Source organism: Spirosoma radiotolerans (assembly GCF_000974425.1).
Taxonomy (GTDB): Bacteria; Bacteroidota; Bacteroidia; order Cytophagales; family Spirosomataceae; genus Spirosoma; species Spirosoma radiotolerans.
In genome coordinates this window covers 3,887,948-3,914,351 of the sequence record NZ_CP010429.1, presented here as the reverse complement: position 1 = coordinate 3,914,351, position 26,404 = coordinate 3,887,948, and the positions used below count along the sequence as shown (strand labels likewise).

Here is a 26,404-nt window from a genome sequence, read left to right as displayed (position 1 = left end):
GCTATAGAGTAAAGAAGTAGTACGAAATCAGACTGGCAAGTTGGTTTTTGTATAAATCATCAGCAGTCAAAAAAGTATGTGCGTTTTTAGCCGTTGAACGCCAGCCCAGTCAATTACGCTACGGGCTCCGATTCGGGTTGTCCCAGCGTTACGGGCTGCATTTTTGGGGCCAGCAGGTGCATAACCAGCCAGGCTAACAAATAAGCTGATCCGCACATCAGAAAAATGATGCCGTACCCACTTTGAACATCACCCGCCTGTTTGTAACTATCCAGAATCCGCCCGACTATTTCGGGGAAGATAATGCCGCCAACTGATCCCGCCATACTTCCAATACCCACTACGGAACTAACGGCCCGTTTGGGAAACATGTCGGAAGCCGTCGTAAAGATGTTGGCGCTCCAGGCCTGGTGGGCGGCACCCGCCAGGCCAATCAGGGCTACCGTCGTCCAGATATCGGGGCCAAAGCGCACGGCGATAACCGGAATGACCAGCAATGCAAAAATGAGCATAGACGTTTTGCGGGCTTTCCACACGCTCCATCCCCGGCTGATCAGGGCCGACGAGAGGTAGCCACCGCCAATGCTCCCGATGCTGACCAGCGTGTAGAGTACCGCCAGATACAAGTTCGGTTTCTTGGTATCGAGGTGGAAGGTGGTCGAGAAATAATCCTGTAGCCAGAACAGAAAAAACCACCAGATGGGGTCGGTGAGCATTTTGCCAAAAACAAAGGCCCACGTCTGGCGAACACTCAGCAATTGGCCCCAGGAAACAGGCTTCCCGTGATCGGCAATCTCGTCGGGCGTGGTTTCGTTGTCGCTGTGTATGTAGTCGAACTCAGCTTTGGACAGTTTGGCCTGTTTAGCGGGTATCTCGTAGGTGATGTACCAAATCACCAGCCAGATAAACCCGACGGCTCCCGTCACAATGAAAGCCATCTGCCAGCCGTAGATCCCTAAAATCCAGGGGACGAGAATAGGGGCCACGACCGCGCCTATATTAGCGCCCGAGTTGAAAATACCCGTTGCCAGCGCCCGTTCTTTTTTCGGGAACCACTCGGCTACCGTTTTGATGGCCGCCGGAAAGTTGCCCGCTTCGCCTAAGCCCAGCCCAATTCGGGCAAAAATAAAGCCAAGGGTACTGGTTGCCAGGGCGTGGCCCATTGCCGCCAGACTCCAGAAAATAATGGCGATGGAGTAGCCCATTTTGGTGCCAATACGGTCGATGAAGCGACCAAAGACGAGCAGTCCAACGGCATAAGCAGCCGAAAAAACCTGCACAATGCGGCTATAATCCAGCTCCGACCAGGCAAACTCTTTCTCTAAGGTAGGTTTTAGCAACCCGACCACTTGCCGGTCGAGGTAGTTGATGGTTGTTGCAAAAAAGAGAAGCGCGACGATGGTCCAGCGGTAATTCCCAGGGGGCTTGCTCATGCTGACTTAGGAACAAAGGTGGCCACAAGCTGAACCAAAGAGGCAACCCGATCACGCAGAGCATCGGGCGATAACCCCTGACCGGAAAATAGTTGAGAGCCAATCCCAACGGCCGTAACACCCGACCGAAACCAGGCTGACAGGCTGTCGATGGTGGGCTCTACGCCACCCGTTACCATTAGTTTCAGACCAGGCATTGGCCCTTTGATTGCTTTAATGAAATCAGGTCCGACAACATTGCCCGGAAACACTTTGACGAGATCGGCACCCAATTGTGTTGCCTGATAAATCTCGTTTAGGGTCGAACCGGCTGGCATCCAGGAGACACCCCGAGCCCGACAAACGTCGCCGACGGCAGCGGTGGTAACCGGTTGCACCACAAAGTCAGCGCCTACATCCAGAAACCGTTCAGCGTCTTCGGGCGTCAGGATTGTCCCGATACCCATGGCCATGTCGGGGCAGTGCTGGCGGACATACGGGATTAAATCCGTAAAAACAGACAGGGCTTTTTCGCCCCGGTTCGTAAACTCAAACACTCGTAAACCACCATCGTAGCAGGCCTGAACAATAGCCTGGGCATGAGCCCCGTCGGGATGGTAAAATACCGGTACAATTGGGTGATTAATGACCAGATCAAGGATCTTATCGGGAGTGAATGCTGACATAAAGCGTTAGGATAAGGGAGTTAATGCGTAAATTCGGTTGGTGATGTCGGTAATGGTTTGCCTTGTAGCGTCCCCTAATTCCTGCAATTTACCAAAGGCAGCTTCTGCCGCAAATGTGACGACTTGCTGAGGTGGATGCTGATGATACAGGCCATAAATCAGGCCGGCCATGAAGCAATCGCCACTGCCTACCCGGTCAATGACCGAATCGGTCAGTAATTCGGAGGATACAAATTGTTGTCCTTCGGTGAACAGGGTTGTATAATAACGCAGGCCTGCCGGGGGCGTATCGAATCGGAAGGTGTTGGCCACCACTTTGCAGCGAGGGAACTGCTTCTGGATGGCCTCGGAAGTGACCTGAGCGTGGGCAACATAGTCGGACTGTTGCCCCTTGGCATGAATCTGTTCATCGACCGGAATACCCAGCAGGGCGTTGGCGGCCCATATATTTCCCATGACAACATCACAGTGCTCCAGCAAACCGGGCATGATGTCGGTCGGGGCCATGCCGTATTGCCAGAGCCGTGCCCGGTGGTTCAGATCAATCGAAACGGTAATTCCTTTTGCCGAGGCTGTCGCCATCAGCTCCCGGCAGGCCGCAGCCACATCAGCGCCCAGAGCCGGACTAATGGCGCTCACGTGTAGCCATGAGGTATCGGTGAGCACCTCGTCCCAGTCAACGTTGCCAGGTGAAAGTTCGCAGAACGACGAATGGGCGCGGTCATAAATAACGCCCGCGTGTTTGAGGTCGGTCCCCTGCGGGAGATAATAACTGCCTACCCGTTGTCCGAATCGAAGGATACCCGACGTGTCGATGCCTTTGCTTTTTACATACCCGATGATGTCATCGGCTAATGCATTTTCCGGCAAAGCGGTACTGTATTTAACCGGAAGGCCCCAGTTGGCCAGGGCTGTGGCCACGTTCAATTCGGCTCCACCCACAAAGACGGGCATCGCTCCCTGTCGAATCCATTCACCATTGGCACTGGGTGAAAATCGTATTAATAATTCGCCGAAGCAGGAAATTTTGGTCATATACAGTGATGAGGCAATGAGCGAGCCAGTTATAAGCTACTGAGCCGATTCTCTAATTTCATACAGCAAAGAGTAGTTGTTGCCTGTTTCATACCCATTTTACCCCTAAAAACTACCAGACTGGATCAGTATAGTACGCAACTGGAAGGAGCAGAGCAGCTAATTGTCTTTTTCATGGAAACGGCAATTTACCCGACACGTATCCAGCTCGGGCTACCTCTTATAAGTGTAAGCAGGCTATTTGTTAAAGTGAAGCAATACACTTTATTTTTTCACGCAAACGTTATCGGGAACGTTGCCGACTGGCGTATTTCCACTAAATACTTATCGTATGCATCTGTTATCTACTGGCTAATTCTGCTGAACTGGCCTATTTTTGCAACTTGCTTTTTGTATTTTACCAATAAAGATTTTTTGTCCTGTGTGTAGATCCGGGGACGAGACCACCATTTTTATCGTAACGACGACCCATTAGTCAGACCAGCCCATTGCATCTAGTAGCCTCTTTCATCGTTTATCTGCTTTTGTTCGGTCCTGCCTTCCCGAGCGATGCAGGCGTTCTTCCGGTCAACACACCCGTCGCTTGGTTCAACTCGAAAGCAGGCCCTGTTAAACGAAGCAGCACGAAACCCCTGCATCAAAAGACAACGGTTCGTAAATCCCGTTCCAAAAAGTCGGCTAGAAGGCACATAGTTCCCGCAAAAACGCGACGCGTAGTGCATGCTGCAAACAGAAGCCACTCTGCAGCACGATCTACACGTACCAGGTTAGTAACAAAAACTGCGGTGCGGACAGTGAGCAAAACGCTGGCCATTATGGGCCGTCGATACGCGACAATACCCATATTGGATGATCAGCTTAAGGGAGCCGTTTACTACCTGGCTTCCGGTCATGGTGGGCCCGATCCGGGGGCTATTGGAAAGTATGGGTCCCAGCGCCTGCCCGAGGATGAGTATGCGTATGATGTCACGATCCGACTGGCCAGAGTACTCATTCAGCATGGCGCAACGGTCTACATGATTGTGCAGGACCGGAATGATGGAATTCGGGATGGGGCCGTGCTGCCCATCGACTACGATGAACGGGCTTACCCGAATCAGGCTATTCCCCTCGATCAAACGACTCGGCTGCGGCAAACAACGACGGCGGTGAATCGGCAATTTGCCAATCACAAAGAACGTTACCAGCGATTTGTAACCATTCATGTCGACAGCCGAAGCAAAGGCGAAAAGATTGACGTTTTTTTCTATCATCATCCCCAGAGTAAAGTTGGGTTGAGGTTGGCCCGGCACATTCATCGGATGTTTCAGGCAAACTACAAGCGCTATCGACCAGCGCGGCCTTACATGGGCCGGGTTAGTAGCCGTGGGAGCTTGTACGTGATCAGAAATAGCCAGCCTCCAACCGTTTTTATTGAACTGGGCAACATTCAGAATCAACTGGACCAACGGCGGTTTCTACTGGCCGAGAATCGCCAGGCGCTGGCTAACTGGCTGTGTCAGGGCATGCTGGTTGATTACAAGAAATAATCACGTGTCTTTTCCGTCGTATCGTATAGCATTAAATGGTGATAAATAGTCCTGAAAAATTTACAGTTTTTTAGGTGAGCCGTCTGTATGTATCAGAACCTTGTGTACTTTTGACACAAAGAAAGAAGGATGGCTATAAATCGGGTAAACTGCCTGCTTACGGCGTTATTGCTAGCGGGTAATCACTGGGTGCAGGCCCAGCAGGCGCACGTCAATCTGGATTGGAATCCTCAGAAAAACACACAGAACCTACTGCCGTTTGGCGCGAATGTTATCTCGCCCGATGTGCACGACGATCACACAATCACCTTTCGGCTCAAGGCTCCTGAGGCAAAGCAGGTGATGCTGACGGGAGGACCGCTATTACTGGCCCTGAACGCCAAAGATCCAATACCCTTTCAAAAAAATGCCGATGGCCTTTGGTCATTGACCGTAGGGCCCATCAAACCGGATATTTATGTGTATAAATTCGTGATCGATGGCGTACAGGTCGTTGACCCGAACAATACCCTCACGGGTTTTAACGACCAGCCGGGCTACAGTAACGTGGTTGTTCAGGGCGACGGTCCGGCTTATTATGATGCCAAAGCGGTGCCCCATGGAGCCGTAACGTGCCACATTTATCATTCGGATGTGCTGAATGGCGAACGGGAAATGTACGTCTATACGCCCCCCGGCTATTCATCCAAAAAGAAATACCCCGTCCTTTACCTAATGGGCGGCAGCGGTGAACTGGCTTCTGGCTGGAGCCTCGACGGGCGGGCCAATTTCATTGCAGATAACCTCCTGGCCGAGGGTAAAATGGTGCCTATGCTGATTGCGATGCCCAACAATCAGGTCGTTCATCGCAGTGATCCGGCGCATACCGAAAAGACGTTCAGGCTGCTGGAAGATGAGCTGAAAAAACAGATCGTACCTTTTATGGACAAAACCTACAGTACCCGGGCCGACCGCACCGGCCGTGCATTGGCGGGCTTGTCGATGGGTGGACGGCACACCCAGTTGGTCGGCCTCACGAATCTGGACATGTTTAGCTCGTTTGCCATTTTGAGTGCCGGCGACCTGGAAACCGAAACCGTAAGCGCTACCTTTCTGAATGATCCCAAAGCGAATCAGAAAGTCGATTATTTATTGGTCGGGCAGGGGACGGGCGAAGTAGAAACGATTGGCAAACGGGCCGTTGCTCTGCACGAAGCTCTTCAGAAGCATAACATCAGGCATGATTATTACGTCGGGGGCGAGGGTGCTCATGACTGGGGTACCTGGCGTCATCTACTGTATTACAGGCTCCTGCCAAATCTATGGCGTAACAAGTAGTTCGTCGATGGCGCAAGGCTGGAGCCTTGCGCCATCGCTACAGTTCAATTCCTTAATCCTTATTTTTTTTCATGAAAACACTCAACCCAATTCTCAAATCCGGCATTCGTGGCTTCGGGCTCGCTCTAGGCGCATCCATGGCTCTGTCGGGCGCTATGGCCCAAATGCCGCAGCGGACACCCACGCCTAATGACACGCTGAAGTCGCCTAAAGTAATGGCCGATAATCGGGTGGCTATTCAGATCTATGCCCCTAAAGCTACGGAGGTAACCGTCGGGGGCGATTTCTCGTCGACTTACAAACCCATTAGTCTCGTCAAAAATGAGCAGGGTGTCTGGTCGACGGTACTCGGCCCACTTCGTCCGGATTATTACACCTACACCTTGATGGTTGATGGCGTACGGACGATGGATCCGAAGAATCCGGTCATCAAGCAGGGTATCAGCAGTTTGGAAAATGTGATGGCCGTGCCCGGTGCCGAAACTGCTTTCGAGGACAACCGGGCTGTGCCCCATGGCCAGGTCAGAGAGGTCTGGTACTCGTCGGGTTCGCTGAATATGATGCGCCGAATGCACGTCTATACACCACCTGGCTACGAGCAGGGAAATGGAAAATACCCAGTCTTCTATTTGCTGCACGGGGCAGGCGACGATGATTCGGGCTGGAACACCGTTGGCCGGGCTGGCTTTATCCTGGATAATTTACTGGCCGCCGGACAGGCTAAACCCATGATCGTGGTGATGCCCAATGGCAGCATGCCGATGCCACCCGCAACGGGACAGGCCAACCCCATGCAGGGATTGAGTACCATGCGCGATATGTTTGCCAATGAATTCCTAAAAGACGTCATGCCCTATGTCGAGAAGACGTATCGCACGTTGCCAAATCGGGAAAACCGGGCGCTGGCCGGGTTGTCGATGGGTGGATTTCAGACACTGGACGTGAGCCTGACCCGTCCCGACTTATTCAATTACGTTGGCGTGTTCAGCTCAGGCTTTTTTGGCCCGTCGATCGACGAAGCGGAGACTAAATATAGCAAAGCTCTGAACGACGCTTCGTTCAACAAAAACAAGAAACTGTTTTGGGTAGAGATTGGGAAAGATGATTTTGTGATGGATGCCAACAAGAAAACGCTGGCGCTCCTCGACAAGCACAAGATCAAGTACCAGTATAAAGAAACCACTGGCGGCCATACCTGGATCAACTGGCGGCAGTACCTCAATGAGTATGTTCCCCAGTTATTTAAGTAAGACAACCTTATCACAGCTTTGAAGAAGCGATTCATCTTTATGAAAGGAACGGTATTGGTATTCCTGCTAAGCCTGATCGGTGCTCCCATTCTGTCGATCGGCGCTAAAGTCGACTCGCTGGATATTCCCTCGGCGGCTATGCAGAAGAACCTGCGGGCGGCCGTTGTTTTGCCTAATTCCTATGCGAAGGGCAAGGCGACCTATCCCGTATTGTATCTGTTGCACGGGGGAGGAGGGCGGTTCAGCGACTGGCTATCGAAAACGCCTGACAAACAGTTGTTGCAGAAGCTGTCCGATCAATATAACCTCATTATTGTAACACCGGAAGGCGAAACGTTGAGCGGTTATCTGGACAGCCCCATTCGGAAAGACAACCAGTTCGAGACATACATTACAAAGGAAGTTATTGAGAAAATTGATAATACGTACCGCACCATTAAAGATCGGAAAGGACGGGTAATCAGCGGCTTAAGTATGGGAGGGCACGGGGCTCTATACCTTTCGGCGCGCCATCCGGACTTATATTGCGCGGCTGGGAGCATGAGTGGCGCCGTCGATCTGGACCGGAAGAACTGGAAACTTACGCCCGAATTTGCCAAACAGATTACCCCGCAGTTTGAACGGATTCTTGGCCCGGCTGGTGCAACTCCCGATTTGTACGCGGCTAATTCGGTGGTGAATATGGTCGATAAGATCAAAGCCAACGGCCTGAAAATCATTATTGATTGTGGTGTGGATGATTTCCTGATTGAACCCAATCGGGAGTTGCACCGGCGGCTCGTTTACAACCAGACGCCCCACGACTATACCGAACATCCGGGCGGGCATACCTGGGATTACTGGGAGAATTCACTGCCGTCTCACCTACTGTTTTTCCATAAAATCCTGAAGGAGAATGGGGCTGTTATGCCTTAATCGGTAGGCCATAATTCTGATGCCCGGTAAACTCGTTAGTCTATGAAACAAGTCATTTTTCTTCTCCTCATAATCCTCTCGTTATCTGCTGTCGGCCAATCGCTGGTTGTCAAAACCGCCAACGGACGGATCGAGGGAACGACCAATAAATCGGGCGATGTACGGATTTATAAAGGTATTCCGTTCGCAGCTCCTCCGGTGGCGAATTTGCGGTGGAAAGCTCCGCAGCCTGTTACGAACTGGAATGATGTTCGGAAATGTCAGGCATTCGGGCCTAGCCCCATGCAGGCGAAACCGGCGCCATTTATGTACTGGTCGTCGGAATTCCTGATTCCCGAACAGCCTATCAGTGAAGATTGCCTGTACCTGAATGTGTGGACGGGGGCAAAATCGGCTACTGAAAAACGTCCGGTGATCGTCTTCATTCCCGGCGGTGGTTTCCGAAGCGGGGGAGGTGCCTGCCCAATTTATGACGGGGAGTCTATGGCCAAAAAAGGCGTCGTGTTTGTCAATATTAACTACCGGCTTGGCGTGTTTGGCTTCCTGGCCCACCCCGAACTGTCGGATGAGTCAGGATACCATGCATCGGGCAACTATGCCCTGCTCGACATGATTGCCGCACTGCAATGGGTTCGGAAAAATATAGCTACCCTGGGTGGCGATCCCAACAACGTCACCATCGCCGGGCAATCGGCGGGTGCGTTTGCGGTCAATTTCCTGACGGCATCACCCCTCGCCAAAGGACTTTTTCAGAAGGCAATTGCCGAGAGTGGCGGTAGTTTTGTGACCAGTCCTATCCGGCCCAACCTGACGTTGCAAGGCGCCGAGCAACAGGGCGTGTCGTTTGCCAAAGCGTTGAATGCGAGTTCACTGGCCGAACTTCGGGCGTTATCCGCCGATGCCATTCAGCAGGCGAAAGGTGGACCAAGTTCTCCCATTGTCGATGGATACGTTACACCTGAGCCCATTATGGATAGCTACGCAAAGGCTCATCAGCGTGATGTACCACTCATCGTTGGCTGGAACAAGGACGATAAATTAATGGGACCTCCGGCCAAAGCCGATGCCTTTCAGGAACAGGTAAAGAAACGCTTCGGGGATAAACGTGATGCCTTTCTGGCGGCTTACCCCGCTCAGAACGACGCCGAAGCGGCCCAGGCGCAGGGAAATAGTAATCGGGACGAATCTTTTGGTATTCAGGACTATACCTGGGCGAACATGCAGGCCAAAACGGGTAAAGCGCCCGTGTACATGTATAATTTTAACCGCCAGGTGCCTGCCGCCACACCCGCGTCGGAGTTTGGTGCGTTTCACTCCGGCGAGATCGTATATGCCTACAACAACCTGCATACGCTCAACCGGCCGTGGGAACCCATCGATCAGCACATTGCCGATGTGATGTCATCTTATTGGGTCAATTTTGCCAAGACTGGCAATCCAAATGGAGGGAATTTGCCCAACTGGCCAACGTATACGCCAGCCACTGAACAGGTCATCATTATCGACAAAACTATCAATAGTGCTCCCTTGCCAACAAAACCCCAACTCGCCTTCTGGGAAATGTATTATGGGGTTAAGAAGTAAGTGAATGAGAAGAGCCGGTCCACCAGCCGTAAACATAAAGAGATTTTAACCTAAGAAAATGAAAAGACAACGTATTTGTATCGGTTTGCTGAGCTTGTTCTCGGCGTCCGTTGCGTTTGGTCAGAACTGGACCGAAGCCCAACTGGGGAGCTGGACGAAGGTGACCAATAAAGGAGGCAAAACATTGGGTTACTCGACCAGCTCGGGTGTAAAACTGATCACGGAAAAAGGCTTTGCGTTCAAAGATCTGAACAAAAACGGCAAACTGGATAAATACGAAGACTGGCGTTTGTCCGTTGACGTACGGGCTAAAGACCTGGCCTCTAAATTAACGGTTGAGCAGATTGCCGGACTAATGCTTTACAGCAAACACCAGCCCATTCCGGCCGCAGCCGGTGGCCCGTTTGCAGGTACCTATAATGGAAAAATATTTGCCCAAAGTGGCGCTAAAGTGGCGGATCTCTCCGATCAGCAAAAGGAATTTTTAACGAAGGATAACCTCCGACACGTCCTGATTACGTCGGTGCAAAGCCCTGAAGCAGCCGCCGAATGGAACAACAATGCCCAGGCGCTGGTCGAAGGCCTTGGTCTGGGTATTCCTATCAACAGTAGTTCCGATCCCCGGCATGGTACCCGTGCCGATGCCGAGTTCAACGCCGGGGCGGGCGGTGCCATTTCCATGTGGCCGGGCTCGCTGGGGCTGGCCGCCACCTTCAACCCTGAACTGGTGCATCGATTCGGGCAAATTGCCGCTACGGAATACCGGGCGCTGGGTATTGCTACGGCGCTTTCTCCGCAAGTCGATCTGGCAACAGACCCCCGCTGGAACCGGGTTAGTGGTACATTTGGGGAAGATCCTAAACTGGCTACCGATATGGCACGGGCCTACATCGACGGTTTTCAAACCTCAACGGGTGCCAACGAGATTACAGGTGGCTGGGGATACCACAGTGTGAATGCGATGGTCAAACACTGGCCGGGCGGTGGCTCGGGGGAGGGTGGCCGCGATGCGCACTACGGCTACGGTAAGTATGCGGTTTATCCGGGTAAGAATTTTGAAACGCATTTTCAGCCTTTCCTCAACGGCGCTTTCAAGCTGAAAGGGAAAACGGGTATGGCATCGGCCGTCATGCCGTACTACACGATCTCCTTCGATCAGGATAAAAAGTACGGTGAGAATGTGGGTAATAGCTACAACAAATACATCATCCACGATTTGCTGCGGACAAAATACAAGTATGATGGAGTCGTGTGCACGGATTGGCTGATTACCGCCGATGAGACCGCCGTCGACGTATTCCTGACGGGTAAATCCTGGGGCGTGGAGAAGCTATCCGTGGCTGAACGACACTATAAAATCCTTATGAACGGGGTCGATCAGTTCGGGGGCAACAACGAATCCAAACCCGTCATTGACGCGTATCAAATGGGTGTTAAAGAGCACGGGGTTGCGTTCATGCGGAATCGATTTGAGCAATCGGCCGTTCGGTTGTTGAAAAATATCTTCCGGGTGGGGCTTTTTGAAAACCCGTATTTAGAGCCGCAGGTATCGCAGAACTCAGTAGGTACGGCCGAGTTTATGAAAGCCGGTTACCAGGCGCAGCTGGAGTCGGTGGTGATGCTGAAAAACAATGAAAAAACACTGCCATTGACCAAAGGCAAGACCGTTTATATCCCCAAACGATTTACGCCGGCGGGCCGCAACTTCCTGGGGATGCAAATCCCCGAAAAGCTGGATTACCCGGTCAACCTGGCTGTTGTCAAAAAGTACTTTACCGTGACCGACAATCCTGCCGAGGCAGATTACGCGCTGGTGTTCATTCAGAGTCCAAATTCGGGCGGGGGCTACGACTCCGACGATGCCAAAGCGGGTGGTACGGGCTACGTGCCAGTCAGTCTGCAATATGCGGATTACAAAGCCCAGGGGAGCCGTGATCCGAGTATTGCCGGTGGCGATCCGCTGGAGAAATTCACCAACCGGACCTATAACGGTAAAACCGCTAAAACCATCAATAGCTCTGATTTAGCCATGGTGACTGAGTCCTTTGCTCGGATGAAGGGCAAGCCGGTGATCGTGTCCTTGTTGGTATCCAACCCCACGGTTGTTCGCGAATTTGAGGGCCAGTCAAACGCTATTCTGGCTCATTTCGGGGTGCAGGATCAGGCGTTGATGGATATTTTGACAGGCGCACATGAGCCTTCGGCGCTGCTGCCCATGCAGTTTCCGGCCGATATGAAAACCGTTGAAGCACAAGCTGAAGACATTCCCCGGGATATGACTCCTTACAAAGATGCACTTGGGAATGTGTATGATTTTGGCTTTGGCCTGAATTGGAAAGGCGTCATCAAGGATGCCCGCACGACTACTTATAAAAAGTCAGGTCAGTAGAGTTTTCTATATCCACGGTCCGTGAGGATCGGAGCACCGACCGCACGAACCGTGGATACAGTTGGGTTATTTATAAAGTGCTGATTTACTTCAGAATGGGCTCCAGGGCGGCCCGGTTTTCGTTGAGCCAGTCGTGAATGTCGGTCACGATTTCGCGGATGCCCAGCTCAGGTTTCCAGCCCGTCAGGTTCGTCACGTTGGTGTTGTCCGTAATGTAGAGCCGAATATCCGCAGCCCGATTCTCGGCGACCTGGGTGATCGGGATGGTTTTGCCCGTTACTTCCTGGCAAATTTTGGTCAGCTCCTGCAACGAAGCGCTGCTCTGCTGACCACCACCGGCGTTCAGGATCTGGCCATTGACGGCATCCAGATGATGCAGTTCCCAGTCGATGAGCCGGTATAGGTCCGCAATGTGAAGCATATCGCGGGTTTGTTTGCCTGTGCCACCGTACCCGATGTAGGCTAATTTTTGCTCGAAATAGTGCTTGGCGATCCAGAGCACCATAACGCCCTGATCGACCTTGCCCATTTGCCAGGGACCCGTAATGACGCCACAGCGGTTGATGACCGTCTTGAGACCGTAGAATTCGTTGTACTCCTGAATCAGCAATTCGGACGCCAGCTTGGTGGTACCATACAGCGACCGGGCACCGTCGAGCGGGAAATTCTCCGCAATCCCTTTGGATGATACGCCCGGTACGGGTTGGTCGTCGGTCAGCATAAAACGGGTATCGGCTTCCTCGAAATTTAGGGTTTCGATGGTCTTGATGGGATACACCCGGCTCGTCGACAGAAAGATAAAGTTGGCTTTGTGCTTCAGGGCGTAATTGAGGCAATTGACAGTGCCGAAGAGATTGGTATTGATCAGATAGTCGGGAGTACCATCCAGACCAGCCAATACCGACGGTTCGGCCGAAGCTTCAATCACGGTATCTACGGCAGGCAAGGCATCAAAATCTTCTTTATTTCGGATATCGCCATGCAGAAACTCGATGCCAGCGGCTTTCAACCGGGCCAGGCTTAATTCTGACCCCCGCCGTTTCAGGTTATCGAGGGCAAAGATTTGATACTGTGGATAATTCTGCTTCAGCGAGATCGCCAGCGATGAGCCCACAAACCCGGCTCCACCTGTGATTAATAGCTTCATAATGAAAGAGTGAAAGAGCGAAAGAATGAAAGAGCGAATGAAGCGGTACTATTGTTTAACGCTCTTTCACTCTTTCATTCTTTCGCTCTTTTATTAACTTGTAATACGTTTGAGTTGGACGTTTTCGACAGGGCGGATAACCAGCGGTACTTTTTCGACTTTTACCGAACTACTGTCGAGACCGAACCACCGATCTTCGGGTGTAGTAAATCCTTTTATGGTGAAGTATAGGTTCATGATAAACCGTTCACGAGCGGGTAATTCGTTTTCGAACGAGAGGAATTTCTCCAGAACAACGAAACGGAAATCACCAATCACATTCTGCCGGCTAAGGGATTCGTAGCGGCTGGTAATGTCCACTTCTTTGTTTTTAACCATGTCCTCGATTACCTTCCGGAAGAACAGATTGATGCGTTGTTCAACCCGAAAGCCTAATTTAAAGGTCACTTTATAGGCGTCGTCCGGGGCAATGGTGTTTACTTTGTACTCCATCGTATACGGATCATCCGTCGTATCGACGTGAACAAACCAGTAGATATCGGCGCGTTTGGGCCGTTTCTGGAAAATGGAGTAAATAATTTTCGATTCAATTTCCGATTGCCGGGCAGCATTGCTCATGAACACAATGTGCGTGGCGTATTTAGGAATACTGATGTCGCGGCTTAACTCTTTGATCGCCTGGGTGTACTGGTCGATGCGGACGTATTCGGTCAGGCGAAGTTTAATCTGGAAGGCTTGTAGCCAGATGTACATCACCCCGGCTATGGCCGCACCAATCATCACCGATACCCAGCCACCATGCGGGAACTTAATGAGGTTGGCGACGAGAAAAGACCCTTCGATACCCAGATAAACGGTCAGGAACAACACCACCCACCACGCCTGGTACTTGTGTGTATAGAGGTAATAGGACATGAGCAAGGTGGTCATCAGCATGGTCAGCGTAATAGCAAGGCCGTAGGCTGCTTCCATATTCGACGACTCGCGGAAATAAAGAACCACCCCGACGCAACCCGCCCAAAGGAGCATGTTCACACTGGGCACGTAAAGCTGGCCTTTCTGAACACTCGGGTACCGCAGCTGAACTTTGGGCCAGAAATTAAGGCGGATGGCCTCACTGATGAGCGTAAACGAGCCGCTGATAAGTGCCTGACTGGCAATGACGGTAGCCGCCGTTGCAATGACAATACCGATGGTCAGGAACCAGGGGGGCATTACCTCGTAAAAAGGAATTCGATCTTTCAGAACTTGTCCCTGGATGCCCAGGAGCCACGCTCCCTGGCCGAAGTAATTGAGGATCAGGCAGGACTTTACAAATACCCAGCTCACCCGGATGTTTGACCGGCCGCAGTGACCCATGTCCGAATAGAGTGCTTCGGCCCCCGTTGTACAGAGGAAAACAGACCCTAACAGCCAGAAACCACCGGGGTATTCAACGAGTAACCACCAGGCGTAGTAAGGATTAATAGCCGCCAGAATGCCCGGTGCCTGAGCGATCTGAATGGCGCCGAGGGTACCGAGCATTACAAACCACACGAGCATGATCGGCCCAAAGGCCGTTCCGACTACATTCGTCCCAAACGCCTGAATCAGAAACAGGATGGTTAAAATCGCGATAACAATCTCAATAATTTCGGTGGGCGTGATGGCCGGATAAAGCAGGCGCAATCCTTCTACCGCCGACGATACCGAAATAGGGGGGGTGATGATACCATCGGCCAGCAGTGCTGACCCCCCAATAATGGCCGGGAGCGTAAGCCAGCGGGCATGTCGCCTGACCAGTGCATACAGCGCAAAAATACCCCCTTCACCCCGGTTGTCGGCCCTCAAAATCAGAATGACATATTTGACGGTTGTTTGCAGGGTCAGTGTCCAGAGAACGCAGGAGAGGGCGCCACGGACCACATCAGGTCGAATAACATTTCCGGCTCCAATTATTGCCCGGAGCGTGTACAGGGGCGATGTACCAATATCACCGTAAATGATGCCCATGGCCACTAACAGACCGGCAGCCGTAACGGTGTCTATATGTTTCTTATCTTCCATAAAATAGGCTAGCGCCTTCTTGTCTTACGAGCGGGTAGCGAGTCAAAACGGCGCAAAGATAACCGATGTTTGCACCGTTTTGACGTGTATTGGGTTGAAAGTTACGCTCAATTGAGCCGTATAAAGACAGGCAACTAGCTGTTTAGACGGATTCAACGCGAAAAATGATGCATTAACCACAATACCCCCTTAAAAATCAGTTGGAATCAGATGCCCACAGGTGACTTATGTTAAGTTGAGAAAATAAGGGCAAATGGGTTTTTCTGAACGAAACGTGCTTTTAGGGGTAACGGAACCCGGAAAGATAAGTGTGGAGAAAGTAATCAGTAACTTTATACCGATAAAACTAAAGTCTGCTTTAAAACGTAAGTATGTATATAGTTTTAGTGCGGATTTTTTGGTTCTGTTTAATTAGGTGTGTTTTGCAGATGGCCCGTTAGCTTAACGGGCCATCTCTTTTTTGATGGGTAAATAAATAGTATACAGAAGTCGACATTATATAAAGGAAATAAATTATCTTCGCTTCATATAGTAGAGTCGCTGTCAGCTAGCAGATTCTATAGCTTCCACACCCATGAACGATAGTCAGTTTTACCAACTGATTGATACTTTAAGCCAATTGACTGCTTATACAATTGGACGAAGTGTCGACAATCAACTGGTTCTCCCCCAGAGTAAAGTGAGTGGGCATCATGCCCGGCTGATTCAATGCACGTCAACGAGCTTCATCGTTGAGGACCTTTCCAGTAAAAATGGCTCGTTTGTGAATGACGTGCGTGTTACGCGCAAAGTAGTTGACAAACAGGATACGCTTCGCTTTGCCGACACCGTTCTTACAGTTGATGAAATTCTGGCTCTAATAAAAAACGAGCCCGTCAAATCCACCGTACAGTCAGCGCCAGTTGCCACAAAAAAATCTCCCAACGCAGACGCAAATCCGCTTGACTTTACCCATGCCTTTGCCGACCTGCAACAGGTTTATCAACAATACCCGATACTTCGAAAAGAATGCCGAAATCGCGAAAAAATGATTCGGACGGGTAGCGTAATTCTCTCATCGATTGTCGGGATTAGCTCGGTTCTGTCGACAGGAGGGGCGGCTTTACCCCTGCTTCACATTATGTCAGGAGCAGGATTAAGTATGTTGGTCCCCACCTTATGCTCGACGCTGTTGTCAACCGAAGAGAAGCTGGAAGTCATTGAGAAAGAATACCGTGAGAAATACCGGTGCCCTAATCCAGCCTGTCGTGATCCATTCGGGACGCGCGAGTGGGAACTGCTCGTCCAGCAAAAGAGCTGCCGACGTTGTCAGGCTATTTGGGTCAACTAAAAAAGTCTTCCCTTTACACTTACCTTTTTGGGATAAGCTTTATTCATCCACATCAATCAAGATTTATTCTCCTATCAGCCATGTCGCAACTTGCCAACCAGTCCGATTTGCCAACCGATACCTATTCCATGATACCATCAACGCCTTCCTTATCTAAATCAGGCATCAACGCCAGTCAAAAGAAAGTGCTGGGCATTTCTGCCGCCACAATGCTATTAGGCGGAGCCGCCTGGGCGGTTGCCCAAAGAACAAAGGAGTATGGAAAAGTAACAGATACTCCGACTGCTGAACCAGGTACGCCAGACTCACCGACTGTAGAATTACCCGACGATGTTGACGTTGCCGGAAAAGTAACGGACAATATGTCGTTTGAGCAGGCCTTTACAACTGCTCGCCAGGAGGTTGGTATGGGGGGGGTGTTTAGCTGGCACGGGCACTGGTACAATACCTTCGAAAAAGAGGAGTGGAATAGCCTTTCGCTGGAGCAACGGCAGGAGTATACGGAAAACATCCTGGGCGAAAAATTGCCCGTGAAACCCTATGGCTCGCCGGTGCCAAATGCTCAGAACGTTGCTTCGGCCCCGACAGCGGACGTGGAGCCAACGATTATTGAAGGCCACCTCAATGGCCAACGGGTAATGGGCCTGGATTTTGATCGGGATGGTGTGATTGATACGATCGTATTGGATGGCGCAGATGGCTATACCTACCGCGTCGTCGATGCCCGTGGCGACGATGGTCTGGATACGCTCTATCGCTATGACTCGCTCAACGGTGAATTGGTAGAAGTTGAGCGAATTGACGAACCATTCGTTCTGTCCAATGACGATTTTAACCAGGGACTCGAAGCGAGTATGTCGAAAGAAGTAGTGGATTCGATTCTTGAGCCGGATGTCGATGTACTCGTTGAGACACCCAACGCTGACGCCGTGGAAACGCCCGATGTGCAGGGTTCGCATGAGCACGGTCTGGATGATGATGAAGCCGACGAACAGCAATACCTCGCTGATTCACACGAGCCCGACGATACCTATGTCAATAATGGGGATGTGCGTGACATGGACGAATAGAAAACATGGCTGGATTTAAAACAACGCTTATTGTCTGTCAGCAATGTGGTCGGCGAATTATGGTGCGTGCGGCCGACGCTGAGCGCGGCTCTATTGTCTGTTCTCATGTTGGCTGTGGGGCTGTTAACGTAGTACAAACAGCGTTTCAGTACGACGAAGCTATCGTGCAGGGCCTGCCTTCATTTGGCCAACTGGCTTATCTAGGTGATTCTGGCGCGACCTACCCGCTTGAGTTTGGCCGCAATGTGATTGGCACATCCGACACGAGTACCATTCAGGTAAATCGGTTCGTTCACAATGGTCGCTGCTTTATCAGCCGTCGGCATTGCACATTGACGATCACATTCGACAAGTGGACAGGTCAGCTTCGGTATCATCTTCAGGATGGAGCTGTCGACCCCGGCTCTCAATCCAGTCAACCCAGCCTGAACGGGACAATGGTTGACGGCATGCTCTTGCTGAAAACAGAAATTATTGATGTGAATGATCAGTCGATCGTTACACTGGGAGGTCTGGATCGGTTTCGTCTGACGCACTACTCCATACCAGCCACGATGCTCGAAACCTATAAGGTTTCACTAGATTATAACCCCGACCGCACCGAGTAACCTATGTATATCCAATCCGCTTTGCCCTTCGCCTTTACGCACATTGGGCAGCGCAGTATCAATCAGGATGCCCTGTATCCGGCTGTCGGTATGGCAACGGACAAGACCCAGCTGTTTATTCTTTGCGATGGTATGGGTGGCGCCGACAAGGGCGAGATTGCCAGCCAGTTATTATGCACAGCTATAAGCGATTATGCCTTGGCGATGAATGATCCTGTTTTTGATCAGGTGCATCTGAACGCTGCTCTAGACCAAGCGTACGACGCGTATGAGGCTTATTTTGAGCAGCATCCGTTTGTAAATCGCATGGGCTCTACGCTTGCTTTGCTACAAATTCATCAAAACGGTGTTACGGTGGCTCATGTAGGCGATAGCCGCGTTTACCAGATTCGGGCGGGTAAAATCGTCTTTCAAACCCAAGATCATCGACAGGTGAATGACATGGTCGAATCGGGCATCATCACGGCTACCCAGGCTTTGTCGCATCCCTGGCGCAATCGCTTGAGCCGGGCGGTGGTCGCTAGCTCTACCGATAAAAAAGGCCATACGTCCCGCTCTGTCCCTGATATGGTCACCTTAACCGACATTCAGGCCGGAGATTATTTTTTTATGTGTACAGATGGTGTGCTGGAGCAAATGGATGACTATGTACTGGAAACTGTGCTCGCCAGCAACTTGCCCGATCTGACCAAAATACAGTCGCTGCAGGCCATGTGTGGTGAGCAAACGAAGGATAATTATTCTGGCTATCTGATTGGCATTAGCTACGTAAAACAAGCAGAATCCGTTCATCTGCCCGATTCTTCCCAAAAGTATGCTGACTAATTTACTGATCTGGGTAAGCTCGTTTTTGGGTTACCTGCCCACTGCCACCCCCGGAACTACCTATGCGGTGGTGGTCGGTATTTCCGATTATAAAGCTCTCTCATATGCAGCGGGCGATTTGCGATTTGCCGATCGGGATGCCCGACAGGTCGTTACCTTTTTGCAGAGTAAGTCTGGCGGCAATGTGCCGATGGCAAATATTCGGCTCCTGACCAACCGGCAGGCTACGTTGTCAGCGGTTCAGCAAGCCTTACAGCTTTTCCGAAAGGCAGGCACCAATGACCGGGTTATCCTCTATTTTTCGGGGCATGGCTTGCCTGGCAGCTTTGTCCCCTACGACGCCCGACCGGGCAATCAAGGGAAGATGTTATCGTATCAAGCCATCAAAGCCGCTTTTCATGAGTCTTCAGCCATAACAAAGCTGTGTATCGCCGATGCCTGCCTGTCTGGTGGAATGACCCAGCAGAAAATCAGTCGAACTGCTATAGAAAGTAAGGTAAATGACGGCCGCAATGTGGCCATGATATTGGCCAGTCGATCTACGCAGTATGCCGTTGAAGATGGCCAGTTAGCGGGTGGGGCGTTTACGCATTTCCTGATCAAGGGCCTGACGGGACAGGGTGATCTGGATGGCAACGGAATTGTAACGATACGAGAGTTACACCAGTATGTAGGGCCGGCGGTCAGGAAGCGAACCCGAGGCCGTCAAACGCCCATGTTTTATGGGCGTTTTTCCGACAGCTTGCCTTTGTCGTATCGATAGGCCTATTAGTTATTGACTTGTTAGTCAGGTATATGAATCAAACGTTTACATCGTTTAAAGACTTCAAACAACGGTACCCCATTCGCCCCAACGACGAAGGGGCTTTGCTGGGCAGTGGTTCATACGGTCGGGTTATTAAGGTTGAAGACCAGCTTGAAACAGAATGGGTTGCCGTTAAAATAAGTGAGTTTAAAGGAAACGATACGAAATCCCTCAAGGCAGAGGTTGAACTGGCGCAGCGGGTGCCCCGGCAAACTAATATTGCCCGATATGATGCCTGCTATCGGCTCGAAACAGATACCAGTGTTAGTGACTTCGCGATTATGAAGTACTATCCGGATGGCAATCTGGCTGACCTGATCCGACGGGTGGCGCTAACTCCCTCGCAGATTTATGACATTACGCAGGGCATTTTGCTGGGTCTTCAGCATCTGCATCGCCACCGGATCGTTCACCGTGATTTCAAACCGGCCAACATTCTGATCTCACGCGATAATGCGGGCCGATTTATTCCCAAAATTGCGGATTTTGGCCTGAGCAAGCTGGTGAGCGATGAGGAACTGGACAGCTCTGATTTTGACCTAAGCGATGGTCGCGGAACACCATCCTATAAAGCACCGGAGCAGATCGAAGGGAGTCGGGTTAGTTTTAACCTCGACTTATGGGCGTTTGGGGTTATTCTGTATGAGATGATGACCGGAGAGAAGCCCTTCCGGTCCGACGCGCGCAACAGCAGTGAACAATCCGTTCGACGCGAAATTGAAAAGAAGATCGTAACGGTCGACCTCCCCGCTCGCCTTGACCAGGTTGCCGAGCCATACCGGGCGATCATTCGTCGGTGTCTGGTTCGGGACATCCATGAGCGCGTTCGCAAGGAACAGGAATTGCTGGATTTGCTGGACGCGATTCCGCAACTGATTGCTGAAGCGCATGAATTACTAAACAAGCAAGAATATAAATTAGCGAGTACCTTATATGAGCAGGTACTCGCTAAGCGCGAACACCATAGTGAGGCTCAAAAAGGGCTGGAACAGTGTGTAGCCCGCTTGCAACAGCAGCACCAGGTAAGTTTGCTGCAGGAAGCACAAAATCTGATGAGTCAACAGCGTTTCGCTCAAGCAAAGGTACTGTATGAGCAAGTATTGCGACTGAATGCGGTTGAGGAAACCGCCATTCGTGGCTTGGCGCTGTGCATCGAGGCTCTTCGGCCAAAATCACTGGTGCCTGAGCCAGAGTTGACCGATGTGTATCAGGAGGAGCGTACCGATGTTTATGTACCGACGCCAGCCCCTATTGTAAAGCCTGACAAGCCGTTGGCTGTCAGGGGTGTAAAGCGCGAGTCGGCAAAGGCGACAAAGCCTGCTTTTGCGGCACCAGCTAAATCGTCGACCAAACCCGCTAGCCAGCCGCCTGTTCTACCACCGATTAGTCAACCCGTTCTCGTCAACCCAACGGGGCGAGTGTTTCCCTGGCGGGTTGTGGCGCCCATCGCCCTCGTTGTCGGGGGCATTGTGCTGTATGTTAATCTAGGAAGTACTACACCTGACCCGTCAAAGCCTACAGGAAAAACGGAGCGTCATTCAAAGGCGGCCGTGAGTCCAACGATCGGGTCAAAGCCTGTACCAGAGAAAACTCCGGAAGTGATAAAGCCATTGCTGGGTGAATCAAAAGAAGCGCTGAAAGCTCGAATAGACATAGCCTTGGGTAAAGCGAAACGGTCGTACCTGCAGAAAGATTACATGGCTGTTGTTACGATGACCAACAGCGCGTTGCGTCTTGATTCTGAACGACGGGATGTGGCTGCCTTACGGACGGAGGCTATAACGGCTATGAAAGAATTGCCGGGTAAAATGCCAGAAGAGAAGAAGACAGAGGAACCAGTTGCTGGTTCACCAGAATCACCCAAAAAAGAAACACCAGAATCAGACAAATCAAAAGCGACGGAAACAACTCCAATTCCAGAATCACCGAAGAACGAAAAGCTGGAAGCACAGGAAAAATATGATCAGCTCATCGAGAGCGGCCAGAAAGCAATAGCGAAGGGAAATAACAAGACTAAAGCGATAGCTGATTTTACAGAAGCCCGTTCGCTGGCAAAAGAACAGGAACTCAACACGGCTAAAGCCGATGCCGCCTATACAACCTACATGGCGACTGCCAATAGAATCTTTGATCGGGATGAGTTTGAGGGAGCCAAAGACTGGTATCAGGTCGCGAAGTCGCTGAAAGACACCGAAGAAGTTCGGCGGAAAATTAAACAATGTACAAACCAGTAACCCAATTTTATGCATAAACTATTACACCTCTTCATCCTTATCCTGTTCCTGTCATTCGCTATGGTACCCTCCGCCAAGGTGCTGGGCCGGACCTCTAGTGCCGTCATGGTTGATGAGGAGTACGACCGGTACAAAAAACGCGGTGATGACCTGTTCAAAGAAGGTAAATACCTGGAAGCCCGTCGGCAATATCAGAACTGCCTCGAAGTTCCCGGCTTCGAGAATGACCCTTATGCCAAAGAGCAGATTCAGGAATGTACCACCGGAATTGCTTTACGCCAGCAGGCCGACGACGCCATGCGGCAGGGCAAAGGTCTGGACGCGGTCAAGCTCCTGGATCAACTGCTGAATTTAAACCCGGATGACCTGATCACAAAAGGGCAGTTCGCCGATTATTACGAACGAGAAGGTAATAAATTTTTTAATCAGAAACGGTATTTGGAATCTTTAAACAATTATGAGCAGGCTCTCAAGTACGCTACCCTAGCAAAACGTGAATCCCTGCAAATTCAAATCCGAATTGTTAAAGAACGCCTAAAACCTGCTAAACTTATTGGTATAAAGGTCGTTACGGGTTTGGTTGCGGTAGGAGCGGGCGCATATGCCGCTCTGTTGCGTAGCGATTACCGATCGAAAATGAGCACACTAAACCAGGTAAGCCAAACGGTCGATCCTACCGGAAGTGGCGTTATTGCCAACCCTGATAGCTATCGGCAATATGATGCGGCTTACAATGCCGCTCAGGCTGCTCAAGAGAAAAACGGGTTGTTCAAAGCCTGCGTGGGCGTGGCTGCCGTGGCAACCGTAGCCGAGCTTTATTTGCTGTTGCACAAGCCAAAATCCCGTGTCAGCGGGCTGCAATGGAAACCATCATCCCAGTCCTGGGGACTGGCAATTGGCTACACGTTTTGATTTACTTCACACCATCTTTTCCGTAAAAAATGCAGACATCACGTACGTATCTTCTTATCCTTTTTTCAGTCTGTGGCCTCGGTAGTCTGCTTTTAAGTTGTGGCAACTGGGAAGTCCCTACTAAAAAAACACAGCGCGAGTGTGTTAAACCATCGGGAACGCTCAATGCCCCGACACAGCAGCGGAAAGTCGACTTTTCAATTAGTAACAGCGGTGGCACCATCGATAAAGTGAACTGGGATTTCGGTAATGGAAGTACTTCGGCTACTACAGGAATGACCGTGAGCTACACGTACCCCGCCAATGGTACGTATACGGTAAAGGCTACCCTGACGAACACCTGCGGCCTTGAAACCACAATACAGCAGACCGTTACTGTGAGTGATGCCGTTAAGCCGACGGTGACATTGCAGGCAATCACGACCGTTTCCACTACCTCAGCATTGGCCGGAATGACCATCACTTCTAATGGAAACGCGACGATTACCCAGTACGGTATTTGCTATTCGGCAACAAATCAAACGCCAGATAAAGAGAACGATACCGTAGTTCAGGGCGCACTACCAGCACCTACTGGCACAGCTGTCCCTATGTCGCTAACCGGCCTCCAGTCAAATGTGATCTACTACGCTCGTAGCTTTGCCACCAATGCCGCTGGAACCGTTTATAGTGCTGTACAAACATTCCAGACGGGCCAAAATCCGGTGGTTGTTACAAACGGCACCGCGAGTGTAGGTGTCACAACGGCTTCGATTAATTTGGTCGTACAGCATCTGGGCAATCCAGCCGCCATCGAGTATGGAATTTACTACTCATCAACGACCAATATACCGGATGTAAACAGCCCTTCGGTTAAAATCGTCAGCCCTACCGCAGGGGCCAATGTCGTTGTTAACCTAAACGACCTGACTTCAAACAAAACCTACTATTATCGTTCGTTTGCCAGGCTGGCATCGGGAGAGATCATATATGGACCGATCATGTCCTTTACGACCCAAATTGACCCTGTCGCTCAGGACCTCATTGCCTCTGTTTCGTTCACAGACCAATCGCTTTTGGATGTCAGCGGGTATAATAACCATGTTCAATTAGTCGATAACCCTACTTTTACGACTGACCATAAGGGTAGACCTAATTCAGCTATTTTCTTAGACGGTGTGAATGATTATTTCTATATGCCTGAGAATAGCAACAACAGCCTGAATCCTGAAGCACTGTCCGTAAGTATCTGGTTTAAAATGTCTTCCTTCACGCACCGGATGCAGGTATACAATAAGTCTCGCTTTAGTGATAGTAATTTTGAAACCTATAGTGCCTTATTGAAGCTGGAAAACGATCTTGGTCCTAATACTACAGTTATGACCAATATTAAACAGAATAGCGGATGTCAGCCCGGAAAAGGATGGCTGGAATTTCCCTTTACCAGCCGAATTGAAGTAAACACCTGGTACCATTTGGTATTTACCTACAGTGGAAGAACCGTTCGAATGTATTTGAACAACGTTCCCTTATATACAAACACTGATCTCCCTCTCGATAAAATGGATAAATGTCCGGGTGCGGAGTTGAAATTTGGCGCGGCCATTCAAGGGCTTAACTGGTACTTCCATGGCGCAATGGACGACATTCGTATTTACAAACGGGCGTTGACAGCCAGCGAAGTGGATGCGTTGTACAAGCAATAAAAACCAGCTTACTCGATCTTTTTGAGCACTCGCTTTGCCAGTGATTGGAAAGGATGGGCCTTATCTGTACTGATTCGTTTCAGGATGGGTAGGGCCTTTTCTTTTTGCTCGTTCTTGACGTAGGCCAGCGCCAGAAACCATTCTGCTTTCTGCCGAAGTGTACCAGACGATGCCGTTTGGGCTTTCGTAAGCAATGGAATGGCCTCGACGGGCTGCTTGTTGGCCAGATAACTTAAGCCCAGAAAATAATTCCGGTACTGCATCGTCTGTTTATCAGCGGGCAGGGTTTTTAACTGGTCGATCACCTCATCATACTTTCCCGACTTGTACTTCGTCGTCGCGTCCAGAAACTGACCTCGGATGGAAGGCGCTACTTTGCCGGTTGGGAAGTCCTTCATCAAGTCAGCCGTCGGGTCAGACGAAAACGTCTCGGCATAGGCAAGATCCGCCTGCCGGCTTGTCGTTTGCTGATACGTAAAATACCCAACGCCCAGCACAACAACCACCGAAGCGGCCGCAGCCCAGTACCGCCAGGAAACCAACGGCCGAACAATGAGCTGGCTAGCAGACGCGGTTTCTATTGGCGCCGAGGTTGCTTTGTACTGCGCTTTTGCCTGTTGCAGTGCCCGTTCGATCCCCAATGCCCGCAGACCCAGCCGGATGTCGCGTTGCCGGTCGACCTCTGTCCGGAGTTCCGCATCCGCTTTCATATCATTCTCAAAGGCAACCCGGTCGGCTGCCGAAAGCTCATTGGTTAAATAAGCGTCAATAAGCTCATATTGCTGTTCCGATAAATTCATAACCCTTGCTGAGTCGCTGTTTTCAGGTAAAACGCTTTGAGCTTTTCTGCGCAATCATAGCGCTTCGATTTAACCGAAGATTCTTTCATGCCAAGTCGTTCGGCAATGTCCCTTAAGGAGAGATCATCCATATAAAACCACTCCATCAATTTCCGGCATTCACCTTTAAGCTGGTCCAGCGATTTCCGAACGGCCTCCACCACATCCATTCGTTCAAGATCCTTAACTACATCGGCTGTATCGGCGGTGTCGATTGCATCAGGCAAGGTAGCTTTTGTCCGGAACCGAGCCGACTTCAACTCCGTCTGCCATACGCGTTTACAATATTCAAAGACGACCGTGGTGATGCGGGCTTCTGCCTGAAGCTGATATTTTCCGGTCTCTACGTTCAGCAGAAAATTAAGTAAGCCTTTCTGAAACGAATCTTCGGCGTCCATCTCGGAGCCACTGTTGGACAGTACCCAATACCGAAAGGAAGGGAACACATCCGCGTATAAAAACTGATAAGCCCGCTCATCGCGACGGGTCAAGGCCGTATAAAATTCGAGTTCAGTTGAGTAAATAGGAAGCGGTCGGGTTGACATAAGGCTGTAGAATGGACGAATATAAACTCCAATGGCCTACAATCGTATCTGCCAGCGAACTTACTATGGGTTAATGGGAGATACACGAAAAAGGTAAGTGAGAATATTTCTAAAAATTTCTCCTCACGACCACTCACCTTTTGACACCTCCAGCTATACATACTCGAAAATCAGCTATCAAGAAACTAGTTTCCGCTTTCTGCTTCCTATCTACATCTACAAAACAAGTCAAGGACCAACA

General features: G+C 50.6%; 21 protein-coding genes. 14 read left to right on the top strand and 7 right to left on the bottom strand.

The window, feature by feature from the left end:
- Nucleotides 1-113 precede the first annotated feature (113 nt).
- The 3 genes from SD10_RS15905 to SD10_RS15895 are packed head-to-tail and all read right to left on the bottom strand — an operon-like array spanning nucleotide 114 to nucleotide 3,133.
- On the bottom strand, nucleotides 114-1,433 hold the full coding sequence (locus SD10_RS15905; RefSeq protein WP_046574982.1) for an MFS transporter: 1,320 nt from the start codon (nucleotides 1,431-1,433) through the stop codon (nucleotides 114-116).
- Entirely contained in the window at nucleotides 1,430-2,098 is a 669-nt protein-coding gene (locus SD10_RS15900) for a beta/alpha barrel domain-containing protein (protein WP_046574981.1), read from the bottom strand. The genes SD10_RS15905 and SD10_RS15900 overlap by 4 nt, the downstream gene beginning before the upstream one ends.
- Nucleotides 2,099-2,104: 6 nt before the next feature.
- Complete coding sequence (locus SD10_RS15895; protein ID WP_046574979.1) at nucleotides 2,105-3,133, bottom strand: sugar kinase; 1,029 nt, start codon at nucleotides 3,131-3,133, stop codon at nucleotides 2,105-2,107.
- 794 nt (nucleotides 3,134-3,927) lie between these two features.
- Between SD10_RS15895 and SD10_RS15890 the strand changes: the two genes are divergently transcribed.
- The 6 genes from SD10_RS15890 to SD10_RS15865 all read left to right on the top strand — a co-directional run bounded on the left by SD10_RS15890 (nucleotide 3,928) and on the right by SD10_RS15865 (nucleotide 12,117).
- On the top strand, nucleotides 3,928-4,662 hold the full coding sequence (locus tag SD10_RS15890; protein WP_316933115.1) for an N-acetylmuramoyl-L-alanine amidase family protein: 735 nt from the start codon (nucleotides 3,928-3,930) through the stop codon (nucleotides 4,660-4,662).
- Nucleotides 4,663-4,791: 129 nt separating this feature from the next.
- Nucleotides 4,792-5,979 (top strand): esterase, encoded by a 1,188-nt coding sequence (locus tag SD10_RS15885; RefSeq protein WP_046574977.1) that lies wholly within the window; start codon nucleotides 4,792-4,794, stop codon nucleotides 5,977-5,979.
- A gap of 137 nt (nucleotides 5,980-6,116) precedes the next feature.
- Nucleotides 6,117-7,229, top strand: coding sequence for an esterase (locus tag SD10_RS15880; RefSeq protein WP_046579626.1), 1,113 nt, complete (start codon nucleotides 6,117-6,119; stop codon nucleotides 7,227-7,229).
- A gap of 39 nt (nucleotides 7,230-7,268) precedes the next feature.
- Complete coding sequence (locus tag SD10_RS15875; protein ID WP_046574975.1) at nucleotides 7,269-8,144, top strand: alpha/beta hydrolase; 876 nt, start codon at nucleotides 7,269-7,271, stop codon at nucleotides 8,142-8,144.
- Nucleotides 8,145-8,186: 42 nt separating this feature from the next.
- Nucleotides 8,187-9,728 carry a carboxylesterase/lipase family protein gene (locus SD10_RS15870; protein WP_046574973.1) on the top strand — a complete coding sequence of 514 codons (1,542 nt, stop codon included), beginning with the start codon at nucleotides 8,187-8,189 and terminating at the stop codon, nucleotides 9,726-9,728.
- 58 nt (nucleotides 9,729-9,786) lie between these two features.
- Nucleotides 9,787-12,117, top strand: coding sequence for a glycoside hydrolase family 3 protein (locus SD10_RS15865; protein ID WP_046574971.1), 2,331 nt, complete (start codon nucleotides 9,787-9,789; stop codon nucleotides 12,115-12,117).
- 85 nt (nucleotides 12,118-12,202) lie between these two features.
- On the opposite strand, the gene SD10_RS15860 is transcribed toward SD10_RS15865, so the two are convergent.
- Both SD10_RS15860 and SD10_RS15855 read right to left on the bottom strand, forming a co-directional pair.
- Nucleotides 12,203-13,264 (bottom strand): NAD-dependent epimerase/dehydratase family protein, encoded by a 1,062-nt coding sequence (locus tag SD10_RS15860; RefSeq protein ID WP_046574969.1) that lies wholly within the window; start codon nucleotides 13,262-13,264, stop codon nucleotides 12,203-12,205.
- A gap of 93 nt (nucleotides 13,265-13,357) precedes the next feature.
- Entirely contained in the window at nucleotides 13,358-15,310 is a 1,953-nt protein-coding gene (locus SD10_RS15855; protein WP_046574967.1) for a KUP/HAK/KT family potassium transporter, read from the bottom strand.
- Nucleotides 15,311-15,884: 574 nt separating this feature from the next.
- Here SD10_RS15855 and SD10_RS15850 point away from each other — a divergent pair.
- From SD10_RS15850 to SD10_RS15815, 8 genes are all read left to right on the top strand, one after another.
- Nucleotides 15,885-16,640, top strand: a complete 756-nt coding sequence (locus SD10_RS15850) for an FHA domain-containing protein (RefSeq protein WP_046574966.1) — start codon at nucleotides 15,885-15,887, stop codon at nucleotides 16,638-16,640.
- 80 nt (nucleotides 16,641-16,720) lie between these two features.
- Entirely contained in the window at nucleotides 16,721-17,710 is a 990-nt protein-coding gene (locus tag SD10_RS15845) for a hypothetical protein (RefSeq protein ID WP_046574965.1), read from the top strand.
- Nucleotides 17,711-17,715: 5 nt separating this feature from the next.
- A complete protein-coding gene (locus SD10_RS15840; protein ID WP_082111615.1) occupies nucleotides 17,716-18,318 on the top strand; it encodes an FHA domain-containing protein in 603 nt (200 codons plus the stop codon).
- 3 nt (nucleotides 18,319-18,321) lie between these two features.
- On the top strand, nucleotides 18,322-19,143 hold the full coding sequence (locus SD10_RS15835) for a PP2C family protein-serine/threonine phosphatase (protein WP_046574964.1): 822 nt from the start codon (nucleotides 18,322-18,324) through the stop codon (nucleotides 19,141-19,143).
- A complete protein-coding gene (locus SD10_RS15830; RefSeq protein WP_046574963.1) occupies nucleotides 19,133-19,906 on the top strand; it encodes a caspase family protein in 774 nt (257 codons plus the stop codon). The genes SD10_RS15835 and SD10_RS15830 overlap by 11 nt, the downstream gene beginning before the upstream one ends.
- A gap of 32 nt (nucleotides 19,907-19,938) precedes the next feature.
- Nucleotides 19,939-22,182, top strand: a complete 2,244-nt coding sequence (locus tag SD10_RS15825; RefSeq protein ID WP_046574962.1) for a serine/threonine-protein kinase — start codon at nucleotides 19,939-19,941, stop codon at nucleotides 22,180-22,182.
- Nucleotides 22,183-22,191: 9 nt separating this feature from the next.
- Nucleotides 22,192-23,094, top strand: a complete 903-nt coding sequence (locus SD10_RS15820) for a tetratricopeptide repeat protein (RefSeq protein WP_046574961.1) — start codon at nucleotides 22,192-22,194, stop codon at nucleotides 23,092-23,094.
- A 29-nt stretch (nucleotides 23,095-23,123) separates the two neighbouring features.
- On the top strand, nucleotides 23,124-24,779 hold the full coding sequence (locus tag SD10_RS15815; RefSeq protein ID WP_046574959.1) for a LamG-like jellyroll fold domain-containing protein: 1,656 nt from the start codon (nucleotides 23,124-23,126) through the stop codon (nucleotides 24,777-24,779).
- An 8-nt stretch (nucleotides 24,780-24,787) separates the two neighbouring features.
- Here the strand turns inward: SD10_RS15815 and SD10_RS15810 are convergent, their stop codons facing one another.
- Together SD10_RS15810 and SD10_RS15805 are read right to left on the bottom strand one after the other, a co-directional pair.
- The gene (locus SD10_RS15810) at nucleotides 24,788-25,579 is read right to left on the bottom strand and encodes a hypothetical protein (RefSeq protein WP_046574953.1); all 792 of its coding nucleotides are present in this window, start codon (nucleotides 25,577-25,579) and stop codon (nucleotides 24,788-24,790) included.
- A complete protein-coding gene (locus SD10_RS15805; RefSeq protein WP_046574952.1) occupies nucleotides 25,576-26,163 on the bottom strand; it encodes an RNA polymerase sigma factor in 588 nt (195 codons plus the stop codon). Before SD10_RS15805 ends, SD10_RS15810 begins: the two co-directional genes overlap by 4 nt.
- Between the last annotated feature and the right edge of the window lie 241 nt (nucleotides 26,164-26,404).